This is a genomic window from Dokdonia genika, assembly GCF_042652845.1.
Taxonomy (GTDB): Bacteria; Bacteroidota; Bacteroidia; order Flavobacteriales; family Flavobacteriaceae; genus Dokdonia; species Dokdonia donghaensis.
The window spans coordinates 310,838-323,986 of record NZ_JBHSHB010000024.1 but is presented as its reverse complement, the minus strand read 5'-3'; the positions used below and the strand labels follow the sequence as shown (position 1 = coordinate 323,986).

The 13,149-nt window shown below is 36.1% G+C and carries 12 protein-coding genes; all 12 read right to left on the bottom strand.

The features are described 5' to 3' along the window. Nucleotide 1 precedes the first annotated feature (1 nt). The 12 genes from ACFO5T_RS13665 to ACFO5T_RS13610 all read right to left on the bottom strand — a co-directional run bounded on the left by ACFO5T_RS13665 (nt 2) and on the right by ACFO5T_RS13610 (nt 13,140). Complete coding sequence (locus tag ACFO5T_RS13665) at nt 2-2,302, bottom strand: SLBB domain-containing protein (protein ID WP_380035434.1); 2,301 nt, start codon at nt 2,300-2,302, stop codon at nt 2-4. Between the two features lie 163 nt (nt 2,303-2,465). Next, nucleotides 2,466-3,551, bottom strand: a complete 1,086-nt coding sequence (gene wecB, locus ACFO5T_RS13660; protein WP_380035431.1) for a non-hydrolyzing UDP-N-acetylglucosamine 2-epimerase — start codon at nt 3,549-3,551, stop codon at nt 2,466-2,468. A 3-nt stretch (nt 3,552-3,554) separates the two neighbouring features. Continuing rightward, on the bottom strand, nt 3,555-4,526 hold the full coding sequence (locus ACFO5T_RS13655; protein ID WP_380035428.1) for a Gfo/Idh/MocA family oxidoreductase: 972 nt from the start codon (nt 4,524-4,526) through the stop codon (nt 3,555-3,557). Nucleotides 4,527-4,531: 5 nt separating this feature from the next. After that, nucleotides 4,532-5,113 carry an acyltransferase gene (locus tag ACFO5T_RS13650; protein ID WP_380035425.1) on the bottom strand — a complete coding sequence of 194 codons (582 nt, stop codon included), beginning with the start codon at nt 5,111-5,113 and terminating at the stop codon, nt 4,532-4,534. Between the two features lie 129 nt (nt 5,114-5,242). Continuing rightward, entirely contained in the window at nt 5,243-6,637 is a 1,395-nt protein-coding gene (locus ACFO5T_RS13645; RefSeq protein ID WP_380035422.1) for a UDP-glucose 6-dehydrogenase, read from the bottom strand. Between the two features lie 82 nt (nt 6,638-6,719). Continuing rightward, on the bottom strand, nt 6,720-7,727 hold the full coding sequence (locus ACFO5T_RS13640; protein WP_380035419.1) for an NAD-dependent epimerase/dehydratase family protein: 1,008 nt from the start codon (nt 7,725-7,727) through the stop codon (nt 6,720-6,722). An 8-nt stretch (nt 7,728-7,735) separates the two neighbouring features. Continuing rightward, nucleotides 7,736-8,536: a 3'(2'),5'-bisphosphate nucleotidase CysQ gene (cysQ, locus tag ACFO5T_RS13635; RefSeq protein WP_380035416.1), complete on the bottom strand. Its 801-nt coding sequence runs from the start codon at nt 8,534-8,536 to the stop codon at nt 7,736-7,738. Further along, a complete protein-coding gene (gene rfbD, locus ACFO5T_RS13630) occupies nt 8,533-9,408 on the bottom strand; it encodes a dTDP-4-dehydrorhamnose reductase (protein ID WP_380035413.1) in 876 nt (291 codons plus the stop codon). The genes cysQ and rfbD overlap by 4 nt, the downstream gene beginning before the upstream one ends. After that, the gene (rfbC, locus tag ACFO5T_RS13625) at nt 9,409-9,963 is read right to left on the bottom strand and encodes a dTDP-4-dehydrorhamnose 3,5-epimerase (protein WP_380035410.1); all 555 of its coding nucleotides are present in this window, start codon (nt 9,961-9,963) and stop codon (nt 9,409-9,411) included. After that, complete coding sequence (gene rfbA / locus ACFO5T_RS13620) at nt 9,963-10,817, bottom strand: glucose-1-phosphate thymidylyltransferase RfbA (RefSeq protein WP_021779181.1); 855 nt, start codon at nt 10,815-10,817, stop codon at nt 9,963-9,965. The genes rfbC and rfbA overlap by 1 nt, the downstream gene beginning before the upstream one ends. Next, the gene (gene rfbB / locus ACFO5T_RS13615; protein WP_380035406.1) at nt 10,817-11,860 is read right to left on the bottom strand and encodes a dTDP-glucose 4,6-dehydratase; all 1,044 of its coding nucleotides are present in this window, start codon (nt 11,858-11,860) and stop codon (nt 10,817-10,819) included. The genes rfbA and rfbB overlap by 1 nt, the downstream gene beginning before the upstream one ends. Continuing rightward, nucleotides 11,860-13,140 (bottom strand): nucleotide sugar dehydrogenase, encoded by a 1,281-nt coding sequence (locus ACFO5T_RS13610; RefSeq protein WP_380035403.1) that lies wholly within the window; start codon nt 13,138-13,140, stop codon nt 11,860-11,862. The genes rfbB and ACFO5T_RS13610 overlap by 1 nt, the downstream gene beginning before the upstream one ends. Nucleotides 13,141-13,149 lie beyond the last annotated feature (9 nt).

Genomic DNA, 13,149 nt, shown 5'->3' with positions numbered 1-13,149 from the left:
ATTAGTTTGAAAATAATCTTTCTATTAAAAGTGCTACTGTTGCAAATCCTGTAGTTACACCTAACACCTCTTCGGTACTAATACCTCCTGTACGCTCAGCTTTTGATGGTACTACCACTAATGAACCTGGTTGAATCGTTGGATATGTCTTAAAAAACAGAAAACTCTTGGTCGCTGCTATATCACCATTAGGATAAATCACATAAGATTTTCTTTTCTTAGCTTTATTATTAAAACCTCCAGATTTGCTTATGTAATCTTTAAATCTTAGTCTTTTATCATATCTCACTAGTGATGGAAGCAACACCTCCCCTTCTATCTTAATAGTCTCCTTTATGGTAGGGATAATAATTCTATCACCATCCTTTAAGACCATATTTTGTCGAGATTCTGCTCCTTCTTTAAGTAATTTATTAAAATCTATAGCAACACGGTACTCCTCAAGATTATTTAAATCAATATTTACGTTTTTTGTTGACGTACTGTCATTAATTCTATCTGATGTTAATTGTTGTATAACTTCCTTGTAATATGGATTTCTTCTCACAAGGCTTACTCCTTGCTTAAAAGCATAAGGAGATAAACCTCCTGCCTTCTCTATCAGATCAAGGATACGTTCGTTTCTATAAGTTACATCATACGCTCCAGGAAACATCACCTCACCCACTACTGAAATACTTATTTGATCTCCAGAACCTTTAAGGTATCTTACAGTAATCTTATCATTAGGCATAAATACAAAAGGCGTATTTGTATTCATATCTAGATTCGTATTGCCAGATATTTTAAAAGTTTGATTAATTGTTTTATAATCATCATCAATAATCTCTCTTGTAACATCTATTACTCTAGGGTCTGCATCTTTTTCATAACCACCAGCTAGAAGAACTAGTTCTTCTAGTCCTACTCCATCTATGTAAGACATAGTTTGTGGATTCTTTACTGCTCCACCTATAGTGAGTGTGCCTTGCTCTTTTAAATTATACTTATCAAAAACACTTACGACATCATTAACCATTAATGTTATATCTACACTACCGTCAATTACGTCTTCAAGTGAGTATGATGATGAAGTACTATTTTTTCCTTCTGGATTACTTGTTATCACAACCCTATCTAAATATGCCGTTTCCAAAACTCCACTCGCTTTATCTATAAGTTGCTTTAATGACATATTAGGCGTAAACTCATAATCACCAGGCCTATAAACAGCTCCATTTATCGAGACTCTATTTTCTACCTTATCAATAATTTCATTGACTACAATTGCATCACCATCACGCAAGCTAGCATTTCTAAAATCTCCGATATTCAATTCTTTTAAAACTCTTCTATCACCTTCTATACGTTCTAATTTTATTACATCCTTAAAAGCATTTGATGTAAAACCACTTACGTACTTAAGAAGGTCTCCAAAAGTTTCATTTGTCTTCATCTCATAGACTCCTGGACGTTTTACCATCCCACTAACATTTACTTTAGATATATATGGTTTGACAATAATAACATCTTGATCCCTCAATGTAGCATTTCCAGTTTGACTTCCATTTACTAAATAATTATAAATATCAAAGTACGGAAGTTCAACACCATTACGCACAAGCTTTATTTCTCTAAAAGTACCTTGATCTGTAGGGCCTCCAGCTGCATATAATGCATTGAGAACTGTAGACAATGCGCTTAAAGAATATGTACCAGGTACTGCCACCTCTCCTATTATATTAACCTGGACTGTTCTCACACTAGATAAAGAAATATCTGTAAAAATTTTATAAGGACTACTAGCTGGTGCAGAGATACCTCTATATACGTTAAGTAACTTACTTTTAATTTTAGAGCTTGCCTCATCCATAGTTAGGCCACTTACTAATACTTGACCTATATTTGGAATTTTTACACTTCCATTTCTATTAACCTCTAGATCAAAAGTATTTTCGGCAGCACCCCATAAACTCACTACAAGTCCATCACCAGGCCCTAACTGATAATTTACAGGAGTTGCAAGATTTAAATTAGGTTGAAAGCTAATGTTTGGGTTATTAAAAAAATCGTATCCAAATAAGGTAGACTTTTTCGGTACTCTTAAATTTGTCTCATTTGTTACTACAGATGAACTATTATCGATAGTTAGATTGTCTTGAACGTTCTGACTTACATCTTGCGCACCTTGCATTTTACCTGCAAGTGCGTTTACCTGTTCTGGTGACAACCCTTTTGAGGCTGCAAGCGCCCTAAGCTGCTCTGGAGTATATCCGCTAGCCTTGGCTTTGGAAACTAAGCTTTGCACATCTTGTGACGGCATAGCGTTTATATCTTCTACGGTCTGGCTGTAAGAATTTGTTGTTAGTAATATAATAAAACAAAAAACACAAAGAGAACGTAAATTCTTAATTATTGTCATATATCGTAATATGTTATTCGTCAAAATTTATAAATCTAAATCAATTACATTTTGATTTAATTATTCATTTATGCTTAAGTAAACCTTCTATAATTTTTTTACTAGCCTCTCCATTACCATATAGATCTAACGAAAAATCTGGTGATTGAGAATGAGCATTTTTAAAGGCAGCCATAATAGTTTCAAAATCGGCTCCTACAAGCTTGTTAAAACCATTATCTATCAATTCAACCCACTCGGTTTCATCACGTAAGGTTAGGCAGTATTTCTTAAAAAAATATGCTTCTTTTTGTAAACCTCCACTATCTGTTAGTACAAGAGAGCAGTTTTTTAGTAAATACAACATTTCAACATAACCCACAGGGTCTATACAGTGTAGATTACTTCCTAATTGTATATCATATTTTTCTATAAAACTTTTAGTTCTAGGGTGCAATGGTAAGACTACAGGAGTCTCTTGAGATATGGTGTTTAGTGCTTTAAAAATATTCTTTAATCTTTCAGGGTCATCAGTGTTTTCTGCCCTATGAACAGTTGTAAGTATAAAGTTAGATGGAATTTCTTCTTGTGGTGCTTTCGCGAAAGCGGAAAACATAAGACTTGCATCCATCATCACATCACCGTTCTTTACAATAGCGATATCAAGATCATTATACCCTTCTTTTTCTAGATTACTTATTGCCGAATCTGTGGGGCAAAAAAGCACACTACTTACTCTATCTGTCAGAATACGATTAACCTCTTCTGGCATACGCATATTAAAAGAACGTAACCCTGCTTCTATATGAGCTAATTTAATATGCAGTTTTGATGCAGCTAGAGCTCCAGCAAGTGTTGAGTTAGTATCACCATACACCATCACCCAATCTGGTTTTTCTATAAGTAATACTTTTTCTATTTCCTCTAGCATTTGTCCCGTCATAGCTCCGTGTCCAAGTCCATTTATATCGAGCTGATATGCAGGCTTTGGAATATTCATTTGCTCAAAAAAGACATCACTCATATTGCTGTCGTAATGCTGTCCGGTATGTACTATAACCTCACTTATAGATTCTTTTGGATTGGTTTGATTGTACTCTATAAAAGATCTACTAACCGCTCCAGATTTAATAAATTGAGGTCTAGCTCCTATAATTGTAACGACTTTCATTATTTATTTTTTTCTAAATGGGTGTATAGCCAGTGCTTTTTTTGCAAAAGGGTGATATTCTCCTTTGAGACCTATTGCATCAGAATTACGAATGTCGTAAACAATATCTATGGCTTGCGCAGCATCTTCTATACCATAACCGTTACCATTTAATATCTCTTTGTAACTGGTAGTATGCAAATCTGTAAAGCCTCCACTAAACTCTAATTCTTCCCCCTCGATGGTAATAGATCTATATGTTCTCTGTCCTTTCTCTACAACCTCCTTTGGTAAGACTTCATCATTTATAGACAAAAACCACCTTACTCTTGCACGCTCAAGTTCTAGATAACCAGAAGCTCTATCGTGCTCATAGATATGCGTGATATTTTGTTTTACACCCCCAAAAATCCAAGATAACATATCAAAGAAATGTACACCGATATTTGTTGCTATACCGCCAGATTTTGACTCATCACCTTTCCAAGATGTATAGTACCAGTTACCTCTTGAAGTTAAATAAGTAAGGTCTACATCATAAATTTTATCTTTGGGCCCGTCATCTATTTTTTTCTTAAGATCTATTATACTATGATGTACACGAAGCTGAAGAATATTATATATTTTTTTACCTGTCTCTTTTTGTATATTTTTTAATGATTCTACACTCCAAGGATTTAAAACAAGAGGCTTCTCACATATGGCATCTGCTCCCTGTCTTAACGCAAAACGAATATGAGCATCGTGTAAATAATTCGGTGTACAAATACTTACATAATCTAAGTTTATATTTTTATCGTACTTAAGCTTAGAGATATGACGATCAAAACGCTCAAACTCAACAAAAAAATCGGCATTTGGAAAATAACTATCTATAACCCCTACACTATCAAAATTATCTAAGCCTGCAATTAAATCATTACCAGTTTCCTTAATGGCCTTCATATGCCTTGGTGCAATGTATCCTGCAGCCCCTATTAATGCGAAATTCTTCATAAAATTTATGCTATGCGTTTAACTTTATTATCATTTAGACTATACTGCTGACTAGTCTCAGGACAGATAGCTATATTATTGTTATCAAATGTCAGTCTATGACCATATTCACTTACCCAGCCAAGTTGTTTTGCGGGATTACCTACTACCAATGCATAGTCAGGAATCTCTTTTGTAACTACCGCTCCAGCTCCTATAAATGCAAACTTACCGATATCATTACCACAAACAATTGTTGCATTTGCCCCAATTGATGCTCCTTCCCTAACAATGGTTCGTGCATACTCAGATTTACGGTTTACTGCACTTCTAGGATTTATGACATTTGTAAAAACCATCGATGGCCCTAAAAAAACATTATCCTCACAAATGACCCCTGTATATATTGAGACATTATTTTGAACTTTCACGTTACTACCTAATATTACATCTGGCGAAATAACAACGTTTTGTCCTACGTTACAATTCTCTCCTAGTGTAGAATTTGTCATAATATGTGAAAAATGCCAAATTTTACTTCCATCACCAATGGAACAATTATCATCTATAACTGCCGTTTCGTGGGCAAAATAAGTTGTTTTTGACATCGATAAAAATTATTTTTCTAAGCTTTGTTTAAGTTGCAAATATAGTTTTTCTGTATCGCATCTACTAATTAAAAGATTGGCTAAAATTCTAAGCATTTAACTGTTATACACTTCATTCAAAGTTTAAAACTAACCTTTGCCTATTGTGTAACATTCAAAACCTATATTCACAATTTTTTGAGTGTCGAGCAGTCCCCTTCCATCAAAAATAAAAGCGGGTTTATACATATTATCATAGATAGTTTTCCAGTCATAATTAACAAACTCATCCCATTCTGTCATAATAGCAATGGCGTGCGCATTATAACAGGCTTCCATAGGGTCGTTAACTACTGTAACCAAAGCTCTATTTTCAGCTTCAGAACGCGTGTTTAAATAATCGAGATCTGCTAGAATCTGTTCCTCAGAAACCTTTGGGTCATATATCACTACCTCTGCTTGTTCATTGAGTAAATAATCTGCCACATATATCGCTGCAGACTCGCGAGTGTCATTAGTATCCTTTTTAAATGCCCAACCTAATAATGTAATCTTCTTACCCGAAACGGTGTTAAAAAGCGTCTTTACTATCTTTTCTGCAAATCGTCTTTTTTGGTGGTCATTCATAATAATAACCTGCTCCCAATAATCTGCCACCTCATTAAGTCCATATGACTTTGCAATATAAACAAGGTTTAAGATATCTTTTTGAAAACAAGATCCGCCAAAACCAACGGAAGCCTTTAAAAACTTTGGGCCTATCCTTGAGTCTGTACCAATTGCTCTGGCAACTTCTTGAACATCTGCTCCAGTAACTTCACAAAGCTCAGACATCGCGTTAATAGAAGAAACGCGTTGCGCAAGAAAGGCGTTTGCTGTGAGTTTAGACAGCTCTGAAGACCAAACACTCGTTCTTAAGATGCGCTCTTCTGGAATCCAATTTGAATAAATGTTTGCAAGAGCTTCGGTGGCCTTTTGACCATCAGGAGTATTTTCTCCCCCTATAAGTACACGATCTGCATTAAGTAAATCTTGAACAGCAGTACCCTCGGCTAGAAACTCTGGGTTTGATAAAATATCAAAGCGTACACCTTTACCCGTATTGTGAAGTATATTCTGCAACGCCTCGGCAGTACGTACAGGTAACGTAGATTTTTCTACTACAATTTTATCTGTAGTCGCTACTCGTGCAATCTGGCGAGCACATAATTCTATGTACTTTAGATCTGCTGCCATCCCTTTACCTACTCCATACGTTTTTGTAGGCGTGTTTACAGATATAAAAATAAGCTCTGCTTCATCTATCGCCTTATCTACTTCTGTAGAAAAAAATAGATTTCTCCCTCTAGCTTCTTTTACAACTTCAGCTAGGCCTGGTTCATAAATGGGTAGGTTACTTACATCATCATCATTCCAAGCGGCGATGCGCTTCTCATTGAGGTCAACTACGGAAACTTTTATATCTGGACATTTTAACGCAATTACAGACATTGTAGGTCCTCCTACATAGCCTGCTCCAATGCAACAAATGTTTTTTATGCTCATATTTTTCAAATTATTGGCAAATCGCAAATATAGCAGTTTGCATACTAATGACAGGGGAATCTTACGCTTTCGCGAAAGCGTACTAATCCTTATAATAGCTTTTATACCATTTTACAAAGGCCGCTATCCCATCTTCTACACTTACAGATGGCTGATAGTTATAATGTTTACGCATAGCCTCTACACTTGCCCAAGTCTGGTTTACATCACCATCTTGCATAGGAAGCATTTCTTTTTTTGCTTTTTTGCCAAGCTCCAGCTCTAAGGCTTCTATAAAGTCTAATAGCTTTACAGGCTTGCTATTACCTATGTTTAAAATTGTGTTTCCGGGTTGTACTTCATTCTGAATTACAGCCGTAACACCGGCAATAATATCTGATATATATGTAAAATCACGTGAGAGATCACCCTCGTTAAAAACCTTAATAGGTTTATTATTTATTATCGCATCTGTAAATAAAAACATTGCCATATCTGGTCTTCCCCAAGGACCGTACACTGTAAAAAAACGTAAACCAACAGCATTTATACCGAATAGATGTGCATAGGTATGCGCCATCAACTCATTAGATTTTTTTGTAGCGGCATAGATACTTATGGGCTCGTCTACATACTGTTTTTCTGTAAATGGAACATCTAGACTATTGCCGTATACACTAGAGCTACTCGCATAAACAAGTTTTTTTATATCGTTATTACGACAGCATTCTAAGATATTTAAAAAGCCTACAACATTTGTATCTATATATACCTCTGGATTTTCAATAGAATATCTCACACCCGCTTGAGCCGCAAGATTACATACGAGGTCGAAAGACTCTTTTTTAAAAAGCTCAGGCAACGCTTCCCTATCCTCAAGATTCATACGCACAAATTGCAGTGATTTATGCTTGTGGCTTGCCACTGTCAAATTCCAGACTGATGCTTCTGCTTTTGATATACCTAATTGCGATAATCTATCATACTTGAGATTAGGGTCGTAATAATCGTTAATATTATCAAGAGCCACTACAGTATGTCCTTCCTTGAGCAATTGCTCACAAAGATGATACCCAATAAAACCAGCGCCACCTGTAACAAGAATTTTCATAAACAGTATTAATAAGCTTCAAAGTTAGGGCTAAATAAGGACTTCTTATTATATGTTAATTTCTCCGTTGTTCCTGCAATAAAAACAGTAATTCCAGCGGTCTCACATATAGCATCACCAGCAGCCGTATCCCACTCCATACAAGGAGCAAATCTAGGGTATCTATCTGCATTTCCTTCTGCAAGTAGACAGAATTTAAGCGCACTACCAGCAGGAAGTAAGCTTACCGAAGTGGTATTTTTTTTTAAATCCTCTATATACGCTACTGTTTGCTCATTGAGGTGAGAGCGACTTGTCACGACTCGTATCTCTTTTTGTGATTTTAGCTTATTTGTAAAAATTATATGCTTATCATCCACTACTTGATTCCACCCCATCTCTATTATAGGATTTGAAATTTTATAGCTTTTGCCTAGTGAGCTTCCACCTAGATATAGTGTATCAGACACAGGGATATAGATAATACCAAAAACTGGCCTAGCTCCTACTATCAATGCAATGTTTACAGTAAATTCTCCATTGCGATTTATAAACTCTTTGGTGCCGTCTAGTGGATCTACGAGCCAAAAGATATCCCAAGTACTTCTTTCTTCATAAGGGATTTCGGCGGCTTCTTCACTTAAAATAGGAATGTTTGTAGCGCTCAGCTCCTTACAGATTACCTCGTGGGAACGAGTGTCTGCAACTGTAAGGGGTGAATCATCACTTTTAAGAACGCTATCAAATGCGGTCGCATACACCTCTCTTATTACGTCACCAGCTTGAAGCGCAGCTTTGACAGCGATACCTTTAAATTCATCACTTATCATAATCTAACGAGCATTTTCTCAAGACTTTCTTCCCAAGGCACATTTTCAATCCCTAAAAGGTTGATGATTTTAGAACTTTCTAATTTACTATTTTTTGGGCGCGTGGCCTTTGTTACAAAGCGGTCACTGGACACAGGCAAAACGTTTACACTCATTTTCTTATAGCTGAATACCGCTTTCGCGAAAGCGTACCACGTAGTGACACCCTCATTTGTATAATGATATACGCCTGCATTATGTGTAGTAAGCACGTTTGACAACTGTAAAATAATAGAAGCTAGATTATTTGCCAAGGTAGGAGACCCATATTGATCGTTTACAACCGAAATCTCATCTTTCTCATTACCTAATCGTAACATTGTCTTCACAAAATTACGCCCGTAAACACTGTACACCCAGGAGGTTCTTATAATAGCATAGTCAAGAAGCCCTGAAGCAATTATGGCCTGCTCGCCAGCAAGTTTAGACTTGCCGTAAACCGTTGTAGGATTTGGAATATCTTCCTCTGCATATTCTTCTGGTTTTACTCCGTCAAAGACGTAATCTGTAGAGATGTGAATGAGTTTTATTCCATTATCCTTACAAGCTTGAGCTAGATTCTTTACTCCTATTTCATTTACTAGGAAAGCTTTCTCTTTATTATCTTCGGCAGCATCTACAGCGGTGTATGCGGCTGTGTTTATTATAACATCTGGTTGATGTAAATCAAGCGCTTTTTTAATAGAAGATGTTGATGTGATGTCTAACTCAGATTTTGACAAATGTAAACTCGTAACATTCTCAAAAGTAGCTTCTTCCTCCTTTATGGCTTGAGCAAGCTGACCACCACCACCTGTAATAAGTAATCGTATATTTCGCGAAAGCGTACTCATTTAAAATAGGTTAGAAGGTAAATCTGCAAGCATCGTATTTTCCTTATCTTTTTCTGAAAGGATGATATCCTGCTTATCTAATAACCAATCGATTTGCAATGATGGATCGTTATATGCCAGACCACGCTCGCTCTCTTTGTTATAGTAGTTATCGCATTTATAAATAAACGTTGCGGTATCGCTTAGTGTTATAAAACCGTGCGCCATCCCTTTTGGAACGAAAAGTTGTTTTTTATTTTCTGCACTGAGACGTATGCTGTAAGCTTTCTTATAGGTAGGTTCGTTTTTTCTTAAATCAACAACTACATCAAGTACCTCACCTTCTACAACCCGTACGAGCTTAGATTGTGCAAACTCCCCTATTTGAAAATGAAGCCCACGCAAGACACCATATGTAGACTGCGACTGATTATCTTGAACAAACTCTGGCTCAAATCCTGCAAAGCTTTGAAATGATTTTGCATTAAAGGATTCATAAAAATAACCTCGATCATCTTCAAACACCTTTGGAGTGCATATAATTAAATCTTTGAATGCTGTTTTTTGAAATTCCACTAGAGTGTATTTATGTACTGTGCATATGCACCTTTACCATATCTTGATGCACTTGCCTTAAGAGCTTCGTATGATATCCAATTCATCTTGTAAGCAATCTCCTCAAGACAAGCTATCATTGTGCTTTGATTACGTTGTAATACTCTTATAAATTCTGTCGCATCATCTAGCGCATCTACCGTGCCTGTATCAAACCAAGACATCCCTCTACTCATAACTCCTACAGTAAGCTTTTTACGAAGTAAATATTCTTGATTTATTGCTGTAATCTCAAGCTCTCCTCTATGAGAAGGCTTAATTTCTTTTGCAATAGCAACTACATCATTATCATAAAAATAAATACCTGGTACAGCGTAATTAGATTGTGGACTCTCTGGTTTTTCTTCGATACTCGTGACATTCATATCCTTATCAAAAGCGACAACTCCAAAACGCTCAGGGTCACGCACGGGATATGCAAATATGGCACCTCCATCTACTGTTACTTTGCTTTGTAATAATTTACTTAGACCATTACCATAAAAGATATTATCACCTAGTACAAGAGCTACTTTATCTTTCCCAATAAAGGATTCTCCTATAATAAATGCTTCTGCAAGTCCATTTGGTTGTTCTTGCACCTCATAAGAAAAAGAGCATCCAAGTACTGATCCATCACCTAATAGCCTTTTAAATAAATGACTGTCTTCTGGCGTTGTGATAATAAGAATCTCACGTATACCAGCAAGCATAAGCACTGATATAGGGTAATATATCATAGGCTTATCATACACCGGCAATAACTGCTTACTTACAGCAATGGTAAGTGGTGACAGTCTAGTTCCAGATCCTCCAGCAAGTACAATACCTTTCATTAAGTATACATTTTATTGTAATATTCTTGATATGCTCCAGAAGTGACATTCTCTAGCCAAGAACTATTGGCAAGATACCAATCTATTGTGAGTTCTAGCCCTTCCTCAAAAGTAACAGATGGTTTCCACCCCAGTTCTTTTTCAATTTTTGAGGCATCTATAGCATATCGCTTGTCGTGACCTGGTCTGTCTTTTATAAAGGTAATAAGAGATTGAGAGGTATTACGCTTTCGCGAAAGCTTCTCATCCATCTTGTCGCATAATAACTTTACGAGATCAATATTTTTCCATTCATTGACCCCGCCTATATTGTAGGTCTCGCCAAGTTTTCCTTCTTTAAATATACGTGCTATAGCTCTTGCGTGATCTTTTACAAATAGCCAATCTCTTGTATAATTTCCATCACCGTAAACAGGAAGCGCCTTGTTTAAAATAATATTATTTATAAATAGAGGAATGAGTTTTTCTGGAAATTGATTAGGTCCATAATTGTTAGAGCAATTACTAATAATATATGGCAAACCATAGGTCTCACCATAAGCTCTAACAAAATGATCTGAGCTTGCCTTAGACGAAGCATAGGGTGAGTTTGGGGCGTATGAGGTAGTCTCTGTAAACAAGCCCGTCTCACCAAGTGTACCATACACCTCGTCTGTACTTATATGGTAGAAAAGCTTATTGTCAAAATTCCTTTTCCATATTTCTTTAGCTGCATTGAGCAAGTTTAATGTACCAATAATGTTAGTCTGCACAAAAGCTAGAGGGTTTTTAATACTTCTATCTACGTGAGACTCTGCCGCTAGGTGTATTACCTTGTCAAATTGATATTTGGAAAATAAGGTCATCAAAAAAGGGGCATCATTGATGTCCCCTTTTATAAATGTATAATTACTAGACGCTTCTACATCTGCTAGGTTCTCTAAGTTACCTGCATAGGTAAGCGCATCAAGATTGTAAATATGACTCTCTGGAAAAATTTCTAGAAAAAGTCTCACCACGTGAGAACCTATAAAACCTGCTCCTCCTGTAATAAGAATGTTCATTACAGCTTACCATCTGCTTTAGACCCTAAAACTCCTTTAACATCATATACTACAGATTTATTATTTTTAAGAGCTCCTAAATTTAATTCACCAAATTCTTTGTGAGAAACTGCCTGTACAATTGCATCAAACTTTTGGTTAGGTAATTCTGTTAGTGCTTTAAGACCATACTCGTGCTCAACTTCATCTGCATTTACCCAAGGGTCATAAATAGTAACGTTAACACCAAAATCTTCTAAATGTTTTACAACATCAACAACCTTCGTATTTCTAACATCCGGGCAGTTTTCTTTAAAAGTTATACCTAATAATAATAAAGAAGCACCTTTTACTTTTATATCATTTTTAAGCATAAGCTTCACAACCTCTGCAGCTACATAAGCTCCCATACTATCATTAAGCCTTCTACCAGCAAGAATAATTTCTGGATGATATCCTAGCTCTTGCGCTTTCTGAGCGAGATAGTAAGGATCTACACCTATACAGTGCCCCCCTACTAAACCTGGCTTAAATGGAAGGAAATTCCATTTTGTTCCAGCAGCTTCAAGTACATCGTGTGTATTGATTTCCATAAGATTAAAAATCTTAGCTAGCTCATTTACAAACGCAATGTTTATATCACGTTGTGAGTTTTCAATAACTTTTGCAGCCTCAGCCACTTTTATCGTAGGTGCTAAATGTGTTCCTGCAGTTATCACAGAAGCATATAAATCATCTACTTTCTTACCTATTTCTGGTGTGCTTCCAGAAGTAACTTTAAGAATTTTTTCTACAGTATGCTCTTTATCTCCTGGATTGATTCTTTCTGGAGAGTAGCCTACATAAAAGTCTTCATTAAATTTGAGTCCGCTCACGCGCTCTAAAACAGGAACACACTCATCCTCTGTTACTCCAGGATATACTGTGCTTTCATATATAACAATGTCACCTTTTTTAAGCACCTTACCTACAGTCTCGCTACTTTTATAAAGAGGCGTGAGAACTGGTCTATTGTTTTTATCTACCGGCGTAGGTACTGTAACTACATAATAGTTACAATCTTCTATATCCTTACTATCTGCGCTACAAAAAAGTCCATTGGCATCATTTACTTCAGTTTTCAAAACGCTTTGAAGAACTTCATCAGATACTTCTAATGTACTATCAGTACCAGACCTTAACTCATCTATACGTTCTTGATTAATATCAAAACCTACCGTATTGTATTTTGTTCCAAATAACCTTGCTAATGGAAGACCTACATAGCCTAACCCTATAACTCCTACTTTAATTTTTGTCATATATTGTTG

Excerpts from the sequence above, each read along its gene's own strand:
- ACFO5T_RS13665 (WP_380035434.1), bottom strand. The coding sequence starts at position 2,302 with ATGCCGTCACAAGATGTGCAAAGCTTAGTTTCCAAAGCCAAGGCTAGC.
- wecB (WP_380035431.1), bottom strand. The coding sequence starts at position 3,551 with ATGAAAGTCGTTACAATTATAGGAGCTAGACCTCAATTTATTAAATCT.
- ACFO5T_RS13655 (WP_380035428.1), bottom strand. The coding sequence starts at position 4,526 with ATGAAGAATTTCGCATTAATAGGGGCTGCAGGATACATTGCACCAAGG.
- ACFO5T_RS13650 (WP_380035425.1), bottom strand. The coding sequence starts at position 5,113 with ATGTCAAAAACAACTTATTTTGCCCACGAAACGGCAGTTATAGATGAT.
- ACFO5T_RS13645 (WP_380035422.1), bottom strand. The coding sequence starts at position 6,637 with ATGAGCATAAAAAACATTTGTTGCATTGGAGCAGGCTATGTAGGAGGA.
- ACFO5T_RS13640 (WP_380035419.1), bottom strand. The coding sequence starts at position 7,727 with ATGAAAATTCTTGTTACAGGTGGCGCTGGTTTTATTGGGTATCATCTT.
- cysQ (WP_380035416.1), bottom strand. The coding sequence starts at position 8,536 with ATGATAAGTGATGAATTTAAAGGTATCGCTGTCAAAGCTGCGCTTCAA.
- rfbD (WP_380035413.1), bottom strand. The coding sequence starts at position 9,408 with ATGAGTACGCTTTCGCGAAATATACGATTACTTATTACAGGTGGTGGT.
- rfbA (WP_021779181.1), bottom strand. The coding sequence starts at position 10,817 with ATGAAAGGTATTGTACTTGCTGGAGGATCTGGAACTAGACTGTCACCA.
- rfbB (WP_380035406.1), bottom strand. The coding sequence starts at position 11,860 with ATGAACATTCTTATTACAGGAGGAGCAGGTTTTATAGGTTCTCACGTG.
- ACFO5T_RS13610 (WP_380035403.1), bottom strand. The coding sequence starts at position 13,140 with ATGACAAAAATTAAAGTAGGAGTTATAGGGTTAGGCTATGTAGGTCTT.